Source organism: Caballeronia sp. LZ008 (assembly GCF_031451435.1).
GTDB classification, from domain to species: Bacteria; Pseudomonadota; Gammaproteobacteria; order Burkholderiales; family Burkholderiaceae; genus Caballeronia; species Caballeronia zhejiangensis.
This window is the reverse complement of record NZ_JARUXK010000001.1, coordinates 1,968,858-1,984,031: the sequence shown is the minus strand read 5'-3', so window position 1 is coordinate 1,984,031 and position 15,174 is coordinate 1,968,858. Positions and strand designations below refer to the sequence as shown.

Here is a 15,174-nt window from a genome sequence, read left to right as displayed (position 1 = left end):
TCCCTCTTCATCGCTGACCCCGCGCGCTCCTCCAGCGCGCGGTCCATGAGGACATCGCGGATCATTCCAATCAACGAGGACGATATGAAATTTGCGTTCGTTTTCCCCGGACAAGGCTCGCAGTCCATCGGCATGCTCAACGCATTCGCCGATCACGCGATCGTGCGCGAGACCGTGCAGCAGGCTTCCGACGCGCTCGGCCAGGATCTCGGCAAGCTGATCGCCGAAGGCCCGGCAGAAGAGCTGAACCTGACGACGAACACGCAGCCCGTCATGCTGACGGCCGCGTATGCGATCTATCGCGTGTGGGAAAAGGAAACGGGCCTGAAGCCTGCGCTCGTCGCTGGTCACAGCCTCGGTGAATACACCGCGCTCGTCGCGGCGGGCGCGCTCGCGTTCGCGGACGCCGTGCCGCTCGTGCGTTTTCGCGCGCAGGCGATGCAGAACGCGGTGCCGGTCGGCGAAGGCGGCATGGCCGCGATCCTCGGCCTCGACGACGACACCGTGCGCGCCGTGTGCGCTGAAGCCTCGTCGGCGGGCGTCGTCGAAGCGGTGAACTTCAATGCGCCGGCGCAGGTGGTCATCGCCGGTTCGAAGGCGGCCGTCGAGAAAGCGTGCGAGCTGGCGAAGGCGAAGGGCGCGAAGCGTGCGCTGCCGCTGCCGGTTTCCGCGCCGTTCCACTCTTCGCTGCTCAAGCCCGCATCGGATCAGTTGCGCGACTATCTCGCCAACGTCGAAGTGAAGGCGCCGCAGATTCCGCTGATCAATAACGTCGACGTCGCGATCGTCTCCGATCCCGCCGCGATCAAGGACGCGCTGGTGCGTCAGGCCGCCGGTCCGGTGCGCTGGGTCGAGTGCGTGCAGGCGATGGCGAAAGACGGCATCACGCACGTCATCGAATGCGGTCCGGGCAAGGTGCTCGCGGGCCTGACGAAGCGTATCGACGGTAATCTCGTCGGCGGCTCGATCTTCGATCCGGCATCGCTCGAAGAAACGCGCAAACTGATCGCTGGCTAAGGACGAACAACATGAATCTGCAAAACCAGGTAGCAATCGTCACGGGCGCGTCGCGTGGCATCGGACGCGCGATCGCGCTCGAACTCGCGAAGCAGGGCGCGACGGTCATCGGCACGGCGACGAGCGAAAGCGGTGCTGCGGGCATCAGCGAAGCGTTGCAGCAAGCGAGCGGAAAGGGCCGTGGCGCGGTGCTGAACGTGAACGACGCCGCCGCGGCGGATGCGTTCATCGACGGCATCGTCAAGGAATTCGGCGGGCTGAACGTGCTCGTCAACAATGCGGGCATCACGAAGGATCAGCTCGCGATGCGGATGAAGGACGACGAGTTCGACGCCGTCATCGATACGAACCTGCGCGCGGTGTTCCGTCTTTCGCGCGCGGTGCTGCGCCCGATGATGAAGGCGCGCGGCGGCCGCATCATCAACATCACGTCGGTGGTGGGTTCGTCGGGCAATCCTGGCCAGGCCAACTACGCGGCGGCAAAGGCTGGCGTCGCCGGCATGACGCGCGCGCTCGCGCGTGAGATCGGCAGCCGTGGCATCACCGTGAACTGCATCGCGCCCGGTTTCATCGACACCGACATGACCAAGGTTCTGCCGGAAGAGCAGCGCACCGCGCTCACCGCGTCTATCCCACTTGGCCGACTGGGCGCGCCCGAAGATATCGCGCATGCTGTGGCATTCCTGGCCTCGCCGTTCGCCGGTTACATCACCGGCACGACGCTGCATGTGAACGGCGGCATGTACATGTAAGGCCTTAATAGGCATTTCGCAGAATTTCGCTTAATATCCGCGCCGGAACGGGCGCGCAAAATGCTCGAAGGAGCAACGTGCGTACCGCTTTCGCGCGGCAGTGAAGAATCGATGCAATGCCGGCCGCCGCCCTCTTGATGAAGGGCAGGACACGGTGGAGCATGGAACTGACGCGTCGTATTTTGCGGGTCCAAACCTGATAAAATGCGCGCACTTGTATTTTTGAACTTTTTTCCCCTCGGAGGGCTGCATGGACAACATCGAACAGCGCGTGAAGAAGATCGTCGCCGAACAACTGGGCGTGGCGGAAGCCGAAATCAAGAACGAAGCTTCGTTCGTGAACGATCTGGGCGCTGACTCGCTCGATACGGTCGAACTCGTCATGGCGCTGGAAGACGAATTCGGCATGGAAATTCCCGATGAAGAGGCCGAAAAGATCACCACGGTTCAGCAAGCGATCGACTACGCGCGCGCCAACGTCAAGGCCTAAGGCCGGACGCGCCAGCGACTCATCGTCAATCAGCTCGATGCATCGTCGCTGCAAACCGATTTGACAGCCACAGGGCACACAGGGCGGTTTCCTGTGGCCGCTGTGGCTTTTGTTTTTCGTCATTTTATGGATAAGGGGTTACCGTGAGCCGTCGTCGAGTTGTTGTTACAGGCCTTGGGCTCGTATCGCCTGTCGGCAATACTGTTGCCGACGGCTGGGCCAATCTGGTCGCGGGCAAGTCGGGCATCGCCAATATCACGAAGTTCGACGCGACGAACTTTTCCACGCGTTTCGCCGGTGAGGTGAAGGGCTTCAATATCGAAGACTACATGCCCGCCAAAGAGGCGCGCCATATGGACACGTTCATCCATTATGGTTTCGCCGCGGGCGTGCAGGCCATGCAGGACAGCGGCCTCGAAATCACCGATGAAAACTCGGAGCGCGTGGGCGTCGTGGTCGGCTCGGGCATCGGCGGTCTGCCGATGATCGAAGTCACGCAAACCGAACTGCTCAATCGCGGCCCGCGCCGCATTTCGCCGTTCTTCGTGCCGGCGTCGATCATCAACATGATCTCCGGCCATCTTTCGATCCGCTTCGGTCTGAAAGGCCCGAATCTGTCGATGGTCACGGCCTGCACCACCGGCCTGCACTGCATCGGCGAGGCGTCGCGACTGATCGAATACGGCGACGCGGACGTCATGATCGCGGGCGGCGCGGAAGCCACGGTTTCCCCGCTCGGCATCGGCGGTTTCGCGGCAGCGCGCGCGCTCTCGCAGCGCAATGACGATCCCGCGACGGCGAGCCGTCCGTGGGACACCGACCGCGACGGCTTCGTTCTCGGCGAAGGCGCGGGCGTGATGGTGCTCGAAGAGTACGAGCACGCGAAGAAGCGCGGCGCGAAGATCTACGCGGAAGTGCTCGGCTACGGCATGAGCGGCGACGCGTATCACATGACCGCGCCGCCGGAAGACGGCGACGGCGGCCGCCGCGCGATGGTCAACGCGATGAAGAACGCGCGCATCAATCCCGATGAAGTGAACTACGTCAACGCGCACGGCACGTCGACGCCGCTCGGCGACATCGCGGAGACGATCGGCATCACGCGTGCGCTCGGCGATCAGGCGAAGAAGGTCGTCGTGAACTCCACCAAGTCGATGACCGGCCACCTGCTGGGCGGCGCGGGCGGCCTGGAGTCGGTGTTCACCGTGCTGGCGATCCACAATCAGGTGTCGCCGCCGACCATCAACATCTTCAATCAGGATCCGAAGTGCGACCTGGACTACTGCGCGAACACCGCGCGGGAGATGAAGATCGACGTGGCGGTCAAGAACTCGTTCGGCTTCGGCGGCACGAACGGCTCGCTCGTCTTCAAGCGCCACTGAGCTCGGCGCGCTCGTCATCGCGGGGATCCATATGGCGAGCGTGTGTGTGAATCGGCCGCATCGTGACGCAGGCGTCGCGATGCGGCCGTCGCGTTTCTTGCGGGGCGCAATGCTCGGCTTCGTAGCCGTTGCGGGACCGTCGGTGTTCCAGTGCGTTTTCGCGCATGCGGAGCACGCGGGGCACGCCGCCGTGGCTTGCGCAGCGGCGCTGGCGGTGCTCGGGCTGGCGTCGTACCGGTGGATGAACGCCCAGCCATCGGCGATTGGCCTTCTTCCCGACGGCATCACGATCTGGAACCGAAGCGGCGAGATGCGCCACACGAGCATCGCTGGGTGCGCGCAATGGAGCGGACGCCTCATCGCGTTGACGCTTTGCGATACGCGCGGGCGGCGCGAAACGCTCGTCGTCGCGGCCGATTCCGTCGATGCCGACACCTTCCGCCAGCTCTCGGTCCAGGCTCGCCGCGCCGCAGCGTCCCACCTGTAACGACTGTAACGGCGCATGAGCGTTCCGGTAGCCTTACAGGCGGTAACGCTACAATAGCCGTCCGCGCAACTTCCCCAAGCTAATCGGATTTCCCAGGTGAGTGAAAAAGAAATCGACCAATTACTGGTCGAACGTGTCCAGAAGGGTGACAAGGCCGCGTTCGAACTGCTGGTCGCCAAATACCACCGCAAGATCATTCGACTGATCTCGCGCCTCGTGCGCGACCCCGCCGAGGTCGAGGACGTCGCCCAGGACGCCTTCATCAAGGCCTACCGCGCGCTGCCGCAATTTCGCGGCGAATCGGCGTTTTACACCTGGCTATACCGCATTGCTGTCAATACGGCAAAAAACTATCTTGCAACTCAGGGCCGCCGCGCTCCCACTTCTACCGAAGCCGATGCAGAAGAAGCGGAAACTTTCTCCGACGCGGACCAACTAAGGGATATCAACACGCCCGAGTCGATGTTGATGAGCAAGCAGATCGCTCAGACTGTCAACGCCGCGATGGCGTTGCTGCCCGAGGAATTGCGCACCGCCATCACGCTTCGGGAGATTGAAGGACTGAGCTACGAGGAAATCGCCGAAATGATGGATTGCCCGATCGGCACCGTCAGATCGAGAATTTTTCGTGCTCGCGAAGCCATTGCGGCAAAATTGCGTCCGTTGTTGGACACTCCCGAAGGCAAACGCTGGTAGGCGGCGAAAACCCTCGGGGCAGGGACGCGATATCTGGGTTGGTGGTGTCACAACGGGGTGTGGTCAAAGATGGGGAGCATCATGGGGTCGGTCTCGGTGCAGAATCAAACACAGGCGGGTTCGCGCGGCGAGCGCATGTCGGCTTTCGTCGACGGCGAAGCGCTCGGCGAAATTGGCAGCATCAGCCAGTTTCTCGCGGATCTGAAAGGCGACGAACGCGCGGCGTGGTCGGAATATCACCTGATCGGCGACGCCTTGCGCTCCGACGATCTCGCGGTCAGCCCGGCGCGCAGCAGCGCGTTCATGGCCGCATTCTCCGAACGTTTCGAAGCTGAGGCGCACGTACTCGCGCCGGCTGCATTGCCGGGCGTGACGACGAAAGCGCGGGGCGGCATGTTGCGCCGTCGCGTGATGCCGGCCTGCGCGGTTGCCGCGGCGGCCGCTACGCTGACATGGATCGTCGTGCCGCAGCTGCAAGGCGTCGATCGCAACTCGGGCGCGCAGGTGGCGAGCGTCGCGCCGGCGGATTCGTCGATGCAGCGGGTGGCGCTCGCGTCGGTGCCCGCGGTGACCACGCGTACGCCGATCGTCGAAGCGAACATCATCCGCGACGCGAATCTCGATCAGTATCTCGAAGCGCATCAGCAGTTCTCCCAGCAGCCCGCGATGCCCGGTTCGATGCCCCTGATTCGCGCGGCGGCTATAACGCAAGGCCAATAATTTGATGCTGAGTGTGCGGTTGAATAAAACAAGATATTGGGGGCGGCTGCCGGCATTGATGCTCTGCGCAGCCGCGTTGTTGACGGCGGCAACGAGCTCGTTCGCTCAGGGAGACGATCCCGCCACCGCCCGCAAGACAGCCGCCACTCTGCTCAACCGCATCCACGAAGCGGCCCAGCAGCAGAATTACGAGGGCACGTTCGTCTACCAGCGTGGCGCGACGGTGCAGTCGTCGCGCATTACGCACGTCGCCACGCGCGGTGACGGCGAATACGAATCGCTCGAAAGTCTCGACGGCGCGCCGCGCAAGATGCTGCGTCACGACGACGACATGTTCACCTTCGTGCCGGAGCGTCATCTGCTCGTGGTCGAGCATCGGCAGAACCGGGATTCGTTCCCGGCGCTGTTGTCGACGAGTGGCGATCAGGTGCTTTCCGTCTACGATCCGAAGCTGTTGGGCACGGACCGCGTCGCGGGGATCGAAAGCCAGGTGCTGGAGCTCGATCCGAAAGATTCCTATCGTTTTGCCTACAAGCTGTGGGCCGATGCGAAAACCGGCTTGCTGCTGCGCGCGCAAACGCTCGATCCGGACGGGCAAGTCCTCGAGCAGCTTTCTTTCTCTCAGGTGCGTATTGGCGGGCCGATCGACAAGGCGCCGATCGCGAACGGCATTCGCAACACGTCGGGCTGGACCGTCGTGCGGCCGCCCGTGCAGCCGGTCGACATGGAAGCGCAGGGCTGGCAACTGACGCCGACTATCGCGGGCTTTCGCAAGATTCGCGAGTTGCGCCGTCCGATGGCGTCGAGCCAGCAAGGCCAGCCGCCGATTCCGGTCGATCAGGCCGTGTTCTCCGACGGTCTCGCGACGATCTCGGTTTTCGTCGAGCCGGTGGAGAAAAATACGCGCAAGGAAGGCGCGGGCAATAGCGGAGCGACGCACGTTCTGGTGAAGCGCCGCGGGGATTTCTGGATCACCTTGCTGGGTGAAGTGCCGCAAGCCACATTGCAGCAATTTGCTTCTACCATAGAATACAAGCCTTCCAAGTAATCCAGATCCCGGCCTCCAACCTATGAGCAACTTCTCGCTGCGCAAGTTCATCGCGGCCGCGGCGCTCGCCGTGTGCCTGCCGTTCGTATCGCAATCTGCGTCAGCGGTGCCCACGGTGAACCTGCCGGACTTCACGACGCTCGTCGACAAGGTGGGGCCCTCGGTCGTGAACATTCGCACGACCTCGCGCGTCGGTTCGGGCAGCGATCTGCGCGGCCTGCCGCCCGGTCTCGATGAAGGCGACATGTCGGAATTCTTCCGACGCTTCTTCGGCATTCCGATGCCGGGTCAGCCGCCTCGTGGAGGTGGCGGCGGCGGAAATAACGGCGGCGGAAGTCAGGGCGATCAGGGCAAGGGCGGCAGCCGCAACGCGCCCGACGACAACCAGGACAACTCGGAGCAGAGCAGCGGCGTCGGCTCCGGCTTCATCCTGTCGACCGATGGCTACGTGATGACCAACGCACACGTCGTCGACGATGCCGACACCATCTACGTCACACTCACGGACAAGCGCGAATTCAAGGCGCGTCTCGTCGGCGTCGACGAGCGCACGGACGTCGCCGTCGTGAAGATCAGCGCATCGAACCTGCCGGCGATCACCATCGGCGATTCGAACAAGGTGCGCGTCGGCGAGTGGGTGCTCGCAATCGGTTCGCCGTTCGGCCTCGACAACACCGTGACCGCGGGCATCGTCAGCGCGAAGGGGCGCGATACGGGCGATTACCTTCCGTTCATCCAGACCGATGTCGCCGTGAATCCGGGCAACTCGGGCGGTCCGCTCATCAACATGGCGGGCGAGGTGATCGGTATCAATTCGCAGATTTACAGCCGCACGGGCGGTTTCATGGGCATCTCGTTCGCGATTCCGATCGACGAAGCCATGCGCGTCGCCGATCAGCTTAAGACGTCGGGCAAGGTGGTGCGCGGGCGCATCGCGGTGGCGATCGGCGAAGTGACGAAGGACGTCGCGGATTCGCTGGGCTTGCCGAAAGCGCAGGGCGCGCTCGTGTCGAGCGTCGAATCGGGCGGGCCGGCCGACAAGGCCGGCGTGCAGCCAGGCGACATCATCCTCAAGTTCAACGGTCAGAACGTCGAGACCGCGACCGATCTCCCGCGCATGGTCGGCGATACGAAACCCGGCACGAAGACCACGCTCACGATCTGGCGCAAGGGCCAGACGCGCGATCTGTCGATCACGGTCGCCGAAATGCAGCCGGACAAGGTCGCGAAGACCGAGCAGAAGAAACCGCCGCAGCCGAAGGAGCGCGCGAGCAATTCGCTCGGCATGGCGGTGAGCGACATTCCGGCAGATCAAAAGAAGGCGCTCAAGCTGTCGAGCGGCGTTCAGGTCGATGCCGTCGAGGGACCGGCGGCACGCGCGGGCTTCCAGAAGGGCGACATCATCATGCGTATCGGCGATACGGATATCACGAGCGCCAAGCAGTTCCAGGAAGTCGCGCAGGGCCTCGACGCGAGCAAGATGGTCGCGATTCTCGTGCGTCGCGGCGACAACACGCAGTTCGTGCCGGTGCGCCCGCGCGTGCCGGCGCAGAAATAAGCGCGATGACGTCGAAGCCAGGCGCGGCCTTCATTCTGTACGGGCGCGCCTGGTGTCATCTGTGCGAGGACATGCGGGCCGAACTCGAGCCGATCGCCGCGCAACACGGCATTCCGATCGAATGGATCGACATCGACGAAGATCCGCTGCTCGAAGCGCGCTACGACGAACGCGTGCCGGTTCTGGCGCTCGATGGCGTCGAGCTGTGCCAGTACCGGCTCGACGCCGACGCGGTACACGCAGCGCTGCTCGCGCGCGGTCGGTGAGGGCGGCGCAGGCGAAATCCGCCGGGGCACCCCCGTTTTCGGCTAAAATGCTCAAGTTTTCCCCAAATTTTCAAGGCGTGCTCCGCGTTGGTGAGGGCGCGCCTTTTTCGCTTTTTTTGGCACGATCGGCACTGAATGGATCATATTCGTAACTTCTCGATCATCGCGCACATCGACCACGGCAAGTCGACGCTCGCTGACCGCATCATCCAGTTGTGCGGCGGCCTGTCCGACCGTGAGATGGAAGCGCAGGTGCTCGATTCGATGGACCTCGAGCGCGAACGTGGCATCACGATCAAGGCGCAGACCGCGGCGCTGACCTACAAGGCGCGCGACGGCCGCGTCTATAACCTCAACCTGATCGATACGCCGGGGCACGTCGACTTCTCCTACGAAGTCAGCCGCTCGCTATCCGCGTGCGAAGGCGCGCTGCTCGTCGTCGATGCGTCGCAGGGCGTCGAAGCGCAGACGGTGGCGAACTGCTACACGGCCATCGAACTCGGCGTCGAAGTCGTGCCGGTGCTCAACAAGATCGATCTGCCGGCCGCGAATCCCGAAAACGCGATCGCGGAAATCGAGGACGTGATCGGCATTCAGGCCGCGGACGCCGTCCATTGCAGCGCGAAGACGGGTCTCGGCGTCGAGGACGTGCTCGAATCGCTGATCGCGAAAGTGCCGCCGCCCGAGGGCGATCCGGACGCGCCGCTGCAGGCGCTCATCATCGACTCGTGGTTCGACAACTACGTCGGCGTCGTGATGCTGGTGCGTATCGTCAACGGCACGCTCAAGCCGAAGGACAAGATCAAGATGATGGCGACCGGCGCGCAATACCCGGTCGAGCATGTCGGCGTGTTCGCGCCGAAGTCCACGAATCTCGCGCAATTGTCGGCGGGGCAGGTGGGCTTCGTGATCGCGGGCATCAAGGAACTGACGGCCGCGAAAGTGGGCGATACCGTCACGGTCGCGAGCCGTCCGGCCACCGAGCCGCTGCCGGGCTTCAAGGAAGTGAAGCCGCAGGTGTTCGCGGGGCTCTATCCGGTCGAGGCGAATCAGTACGACGCGCTGCGCGAATCGCTCGAAAAGCTGAAGCTCAACGACGCGTCGCTGCAGTTCGAGCCGGAAGTGTCGCAGGCGCTCGGCTTCGGTTTCCGTTGCGGCTTCCTCGGCCTTCTGCACATGGAAATCGTGCAGGAGCGTCTCGAGCGCGAATTCGACATGGACCTCATCACCACCGCGCCGACGGTGATCTACGAGGTCGAGCAGCGCGACGGCACGACCATCATGGTCGAGAATCCGGCGAAAATGCCGGAGCCGCAGAAGATCGAGGAAGTGCGCGAGCCGATCGTCACCGTGAATCTGTATATGCCGCAGGAATATGTCGGCTCGGTCATCACGCTGTGTACGGCCAAGCGCGGCTCGCAGATCAACATGCAGTATCACGGCCGTCAGGTGCAGCTGACCTACGAAATCCCGATGGCGGAAATCGTGCTCGACTTCTTCGACCGCCTGAAGTCGACGTCGCGCGGCTATGCGTCGATGGACTACGAGTTCAAGGAATATCGCGCGGCGGATGTCGTCAAGGTCGACATGCTCATCAACGGCGACAAGGTCGATGCGCTGTCGGTCATCGTGCACCGTTCGCAGAGCCAGCATCGCGGCCGCGAAGTGGCGTCGAAGATGCGCGAACTGATTCCGCGTCAGATGTACGACGTGGCGATCCAGGCGACCATCGGCTCGAACATCATCGCGCGCGAGAACATCAAGGCGCTGCGCAAGAACGTGCTCGCGAAGTGCTACGGCGGCGACATCTCGCGCAAGAAGAAGCTGCTCGAGAAGCAGAAGGCCGGCAAGAAGCGCATGAAGCAGGTCGGCTCTGTCGAAATCCCGCAAGAGGCTTTCCTGGCGATTCTGCGCGTCGACGAGTAACGCGCGCACTGCGAAGCAAACAACGATAACAACCGGAAGCGATTGATGAATTTCGCATTGATTCTTTTGATCCTCGTCGTATTGACGGGTATTGCCTGGGTGCTCGACAAGCTGGTGTTTCTGCCGCAACGGCGCCGCGCCGCCGACGCCGCGGTGGCCGAGTTCGATCGCCAGCAGGAGCGCGTCGGCGAGCGTTTCGCCGATGAAAACGCCCCGCAGACGCGCGCCCGCCTGCACGACGACAAGCTGCGCCAGCCGTGGTGGCTCGAATACACGGCGAGCTTCTTCCCGGTGATTCTCGCGGTATTCGTCGTGCGCTCGTTCATCATCGAGCCGTTCAAGATTCCGTCCGGCTCGATGGTGCCGACGCTGCTCGTCGGCGACTTCATCCTCGTGAACAAGTACGAATACGGCCTGCGCATGCCGATCACGAACACGAAGATGACCGACGGCAGCCCGCTCAAGCGCGGCGATGTCGTCGTGTTCCGGTATCCGAAGGACGAATCGGTCGACTACATCAAGCGCGTGATCGGCCTGCCGGGCGATACCGTCGCGTACGAAGACAAGAAGCTCACGATCAACGGCAAGCCGGTGCCGGAGACGCCGCTGCCCGATTATTTCGACGACGAGCGCATCGGTTACGCGAAGCAGTTCGAGGAAGATCTCGACGGCCGCAAGAACGCGATCCTGAACAATCCGCAAGTGCCGCCGTTCATCGTCGGCGCGGACGATTTCCCGTTCCGCGACAACTGCAATTACAACGCTCAGGGCGTGACGTGCAAAGTCCCGCCGGGCAACTACTTCATGATGGGCGACAACCGCGACAACAGCGCGGACAGCCGCTACTGGGGCTTCGTGCCGGACAAGAACATCGTCGGGCGCGCCTTCTTCATCTGGATGAACTTCAGCAATCTCAAGCGCATCGGCGCTTTCCAGTGAACACACATCACGCCGGCTCGTCTCCTGAGACAGCCGGCGTTGCTCATTCTTAAAACAAGCTTCGAAACGGCGTGAAGAAGCGCGGCTAACACCGTCTCGCCACGCGTTTTCCGGCGCGGTCCGGCGGAATCGTCCGCCCGCGCGCCCGCGTTATACTCTCTCCATGCCATCTTCTCCGTTGGAAAGCCGGCTGCGGTACGAATTTCGCAATGCGGAATTGCTGCGCCAGGCGATGACCCACCGCAGTCACAGCGCCACGCACAATGAACGGCTCGAATTTCTCGGCGATTCCGTTCTAAATTGCGTGGTGGCCGCGCTTTTGTTCCAACGATTCAGCAAACTCGACGAAGGCGACCTGTCGCGCGTGCGCGCGAATCTGGTCAAACAGCAGTCGCTTTACGAAATCGCGCAGGCGTTGAACGTGTCCGAAGGCCTGCGGCTCGGCGAAGGCGAATTGCGCAGCGGCGGCTTTCGCCGTCCGTCGATTCTCGCCGACACGCTCGAAGCAATCTTCGGCGCCATCTTCCTCGACGGCGGTTTCGACGCCGCTTTCACCGTCATCAAGCGGCTGTACACGCCGGTGCTCGATCACATCGATCCGCGCACCATCGGCAAGGATGCGAAGACGCTTCTGCAGGAATATCTCCAGGGCCACAAGATCGCGTTGCCGACTTACACCGTTATCGCAACGCACGGCGCCGCGCACAATCAGCAGTTCGAAGTCGAATGCACGGTGCCGAAACTCGACGTGAAAGTGTCCGGTTCCGGCGCGAGCCGCCGCGCCGCCGAGCAGGCTGCCGCGAAGAAGGCGCTCGACGAAGTGATGGCCGCTGCACCGACGCTCGGCATGAAGCCGAAGCGCAAGGGCGCGCGCGCGGCGAAGCAGGTCGAGCCCGAAGTGGTGCCCGGCGTCACCGGCATTCAGGCGGCGCTCGATCTGCGGTCGCCCGATCGTCGCGAGCGTCAACATGCACCGCACGGCACGCAGCAGGCGCCGCAGGAACGCCCGGCCACCGCGCCGCTCGCCGTGATTCGCGCGACGCACGTCGAGCCGTCGGCGGGCGCGTACGCAGCCGCGGACAAGCCCGAACGCGCCGTCATTCACCGGCCGGAGAAAGCGGCGAAAAGCGATGCGACGCAAACGTCCGAACGCAGCGCGAATGCGGACAAGCCCGCGCCGTCCGACGAACGCGACGACGACGCCGGCACGCGCAACAGCGCCGCCGCGGATGCGCCCGCGGGCCGCGTCGTGCGCGCCGCCGACGCCGGTCACTGACGCGCGCATCGAGCGCACATCGCGCCCCCGCGCCCCAACGACTTCTTGCCGCACACATCTATGAACGCTCCTACTTCTTCCGGTTTCCGCTGCGGCATGGTCGCGATCGTCGGCCGTCCCAACGTCGGCAAGTCGACGCTGATGAACGCGCTCGTCGGCCAGAAGGTGAGCATCACCTCGCGCAAGGCGCAGACGACGCGCCACCGCATCACCGGCATCAACACGTTCGACGACGCGCAGTACATTTTCGTCGACACGCCCGGTTTCCAGACACGTCACAGCGGCGCGCTGAATCGCTCGCTGAACCGCGCGGTGACGTCGACGCTCACGTCCGTCGATGCGATTCTCTTCGTGATCGAAGCGGGCCGCTTCGGTCCGGACGACCAGAAGGTGCTCGATTTGATCCCGACCGGCACGCCGACTTTGCTGATCGCAAACAAGCTGGATCGCGTCGGCGACAAGAGTTCGCTCTTTCCCTTCATGCAGCAGATGTCGGCCTTGCGGGACTTCCGCGAGATCGTGCCGCTGTCGGCGAAAAACGTCGACGACATCAAGCGCCTCTTGTCGGTCGTGAAGCCGTATCTGCCGGAAGGCGAGCCGATCTACGGCGAGGACGATCTGACCGATCGCAGCGAACGCTTCCTCGCCGCCGAAATTCTGCGCGAGAAGGTGTTCCGCTGGACCGGCGACGAACTGCCGTACACGAGCACGGTGCTCATCGACAAGTTCGAGACCGAAGGGCGTCTGCGCCGCGTGTTCGCGACGATTCTCGTCGATCGCGACATGCACAAGGCGATGATCATCGGCCAGAAGGGCGCGAAGCTGAAGCAGATCAGCACCGAGGCGCGGCTCGACATGGAGAAGCTCTTCGACGGTCCCGTGTATCTCGAAACCTTCGTCAAGGTGAAGAGCGGCTGGGCGGACAACGAAGCGGGCCTGCGCGCGTACGGCTACGAGTGATGCATGGACGACGGCCCGAACGACGCCCGGATGATTCCGCCCGCCGATGATCGTCCCGACGACGATTTCGACGCGGAAGAGCGCCCGGCCGCGCGCGCCGTGCCAAAGCGGCGGCGCGCGGCGCCGTCATCGACATCCGATGCCGAGTCTGCGCCGAGAAAGCCGCGTTCGGATTTTCGCGTCGCCGAGCAGCCGGGATTCGTGCTGCACAGTTATCCGTATCGCGAGACGAGTCTGATCATCGACGTGTTCTCGCGCGATCACGGGCGCGTCGCGCTCGTCGCGAAGGGCGCGAAGCGTCCGCATTCCGCGCTGCGCGGCGTATTGCAGACGTTTCAGCCGCTGGGACTTTCGTGGACCGGCAAGGGCGAAGTCCGCACGCTGACGACCGCCGAATGGGTCGGCGGCATGTTGCCGCTCGCCGGCGACGCGTTGCTATGCGGCTTCTACGTCAATGAACTGCTGGTGAAGTTCTGCGCCCGCGAGGACGCGCATCCGGCGCTCTTCAACCATTACGTGCTGACGCTCTCGCGCCTCGCGCACGACGAACCCGCCGCTCAGGTGTTGCGTTCATTCGAATGCGTGCTGCTGCGCGAAACCGGCTACGCGATGAATCTCGTGCGCACGGTGACACGCCAGCCGGTCCTCGCCGACGCCCGCTATGTCTTCGATCCAGACCGCGGCGTGCGCGAGGCGTCGGACGATCTTCCGGCGCAATGGCCGATGATTTCGGGGCAAACGCTCATCGACATGGAGCGCGACGACTACACGAATCCGCAGACCGCCGCGCAGAGCAAGACGCTGATGCGCTTTCTGCTGAATCACTACCTGGGCGGCACGCCGCTCGCCACCCGTCAGATATTGATCGACCTGCAAAAACTATGAGCTTCTTTCTCACATCGCCTGCGAATGTGATCGATCTGGGCGTGAACATCGATCACGTCGCCACGTTGCGCAACGCGCGCGGCACGTCGTATCCCGATCCGATCCGCGCGGCGCTCGCCGCCGAGGAAGCGGGCGCGGACGCCATCACGCTGCATCTGCGCGAGGATCGCCGTCATATCGTCGATGCCGATGTGCGCACGCTGCGTCCGCTTCTCAAAACGCGCATGAATCTCGAATGCGCGGTGACGCGCGAGATGCTCGACATCGCGTGCGAGATCAAGCCGCACGACGTCTGTCTCGTGCCGGAAAAGCGTCAGGAAGTGACGACTGAAGGCGGCCTCGATGTCGCCGGCCGCTTCGAAGAGGTCAAGGCCGCGTGCAGGCAACTCGCCGACGCGGGCGCGCGCGTGTCGCTTTTCATCGATCCTGACGAGACGCAGATTCGCGCCGCGAAAGAGGCGGGCGCGCCCGTCATCGAACTGCACACGGGCCGATATGCCGAAGCGCACGACGAAGCCGAACAGCAACGCGAATTCGAGCGCGTCGCGGCGAGCGTCGATGTCGGCAACGCGCTCGGGCTGAAGGTGAACGCGGGCCACGGCCTGCACTACACCAACGTGCAGGCGATCGCGGCGCTGCCGGGCATCGTCGAGCTGAACATCGGACATGCGATCGTCGCGCATTCGATCTTCGCGGGCTGGGACAACGCCGTGCGCGAGATGAAGGCGATCATGGTCGCGTCGCGTCTCGCGTCGGCCAACGCGCGCTGAGC

At 63.5% G+C, this 15,174-nt stretch carries 16 protein-coding genes; all 16 read left to right on the top strand.

Annotated elements, in window-relative coordinates:
* Window positions 1-84 precede the first annotated feature (84 nt).
* Window positions 85-1,017 (top strand): ACP S-malonyltransferase, encoded by a 933-nt coding sequence (gene fabD / locus QCE49_RS09295; RefSeq protein ID WP_250458311.1) that lies wholly within the window; start codon window positions 85-87, stop codon window positions 1,015-1,017.
* Between the two features lie 11 nt (window positions 1,018-1,028).
* Entirely contained in the window at window positions 1,029-1,769 is a 741-nt protein-coding gene (gene fabG, locus QCE49_RS09290) for a 3-oxoacyl-ACP reductase FabG (RefSeq protein WP_250458312.1), read from the top strand.
* A gap of 250 nt (window positions 1,770-2,019) precedes the next feature.
* Window positions 2,020-2,259, top strand: a complete 240-nt coding sequence (gene acpP, locus QCE49_RS09285; RefSeq protein WP_004197638.1) for an acyl carrier protein — start codon at window positions 2,020-2,022, stop codon at window positions 2,257-2,259.
* A 143-nt stretch (window positions 2,260-2,402) separates the two neighbouring features.
* Window positions 2,403-3,641: a beta-ketoacyl-ACP synthase II gene (gene fabF / locus QCE49_RS09280; RefSeq protein ID WP_008342106.1), complete on the top strand. Its 1,239-nt coding sequence runs from the start codon at window positions 2,403-2,405 to the stop codon at window positions 3,639-3,641.
* A 31-nt stretch (window positions 3,642-3,672) separates the two neighbouring features.
* Complete coding sequence (locus QCE49_RS09275) at window positions 3,673-4,128, top strand: protein YgfX (RefSeq protein ID WP_309805907.1); 456 nt, start codon at window positions 3,673-3,675, stop codon at window positions 4,126-4,128.
* A 96-nt stretch (window positions 4,129-4,224) separates the two neighbouring features.
* Complete coding sequence (rpoE, locus tag QCE49_RS09270; protein WP_008342103.1) at window positions 4,225-4,824, top strand: RNA polymerase sigma factor RpoE; 600 nt, start codon at window positions 4,225-4,227, stop codon at window positions 4,822-4,824.
* Between the two features lie 81 nt (window positions 4,825-4,905).
* Window positions 4,906-5,544: a sigma-E factor negative regulatory protein gene (locus QCE49_RS09265; protein ID WP_250458314.1), complete on the top strand. Its 639-nt coding sequence runs from the start codon at window positions 4,906-4,908 to the stop codon at window positions 5,542-5,544.
* Between the two features lie 4 nt (window positions 5,545-5,548).
* Window positions 5,549-6,592: a MucB/RseB C-terminal domain-containing protein gene (locus QCE49_RS09260; protein ID WP_008342097.1), complete on the top strand. Its 1,044-nt coding sequence runs from the start codon at window positions 5,549-5,551 to the stop codon at window positions 6,590-6,592.
* A 22-nt stretch (window positions 6,593-6,614) separates the two neighbouring features.
* Window positions 6,615-8,150: a DegQ family serine endoprotease gene (locus tag QCE49_RS09255; protein WP_034473529.1), complete on the top strand. Its 1,536-nt coding sequence runs from the start codon at window positions 6,615-6,617 to the stop codon at window positions 8,148-8,150.
* A 5-nt stretch (window positions 8,151-8,155) separates the two neighbouring features.
* Window positions 8,156-8,416, top strand: coding sequence for a glutaredoxin family protein (locus tag QCE49_RS09250; protein ID WP_008342094.1), 261 nt, complete (start codon window positions 8,156-8,158; stop codon window positions 8,414-8,416).
* A 135-nt stretch (window positions 8,417-8,551) separates the two neighbouring features.
* Window positions 8,552-10,342, top strand: a complete 1,791-nt coding sequence (gene lepA / locus QCE49_RS09245) for a translation elongation factor 4 (RefSeq protein ID WP_008342093.1) — start codon at window positions 8,552-8,554, stop codon at window positions 10,340-10,342.
* 45 nt (window positions 10,343-10,387) lie between these two features.
* Complete coding sequence (lepB, locus tag QCE49_RS09240) at window positions 10,388-11,281, top strand: signal peptidase I (protein ID WP_250458315.1); 894 nt, start codon at window positions 10,388-10,390, stop codon at window positions 11,279-11,281.
* Between the two features lie 163 nt (window positions 11,282-11,444).
* A complete protein-coding gene (gene rnc, locus QCE49_RS09235) occupies window positions 11,445-12,557 on the top strand; it encodes a ribonuclease III (protein WP_033537089.1) in 1,113 nt (370 codons plus the stop codon).
* 60 nt (window positions 12,558-12,617) lie between these two features.
* The gene (gene era, locus QCE49_RS09230; protein ID WP_008342088.1) at window positions 12,618-13,517 is read left to right on the top strand and encodes a GTPase Era; all 900 of its coding nucleotides are present in this window, start codon (window positions 12,618-12,620) and stop codon (window positions 13,515-13,517) included.
* 3 nt (window positions 13,518-13,520) lie between these two features.
* Window positions 13,521-14,402, top strand: coding sequence for a DNA repair protein RecO (gene recO / locus QCE49_RS09225; protein ID WP_250434955.1), 882 nt, complete (start codon window positions 13,521-13,523; stop codon window positions 14,400-14,402).
* Window positions 14,399-15,172, top strand: coding sequence for a pyridoxine 5'-phosphate synthase (gene pdxJ / locus QCE49_RS09220; RefSeq protein WP_175980375.1), 774 nt, complete (start codon window positions 14,399-14,401; stop codon window positions 15,170-15,172). The genes recO and pdxJ overlap by 4 nt, the downstream gene beginning before the upstream one ends.
* The last annotated feature ends 2 nt before the right edge of the window (window positions 15,173-15,174 follow it).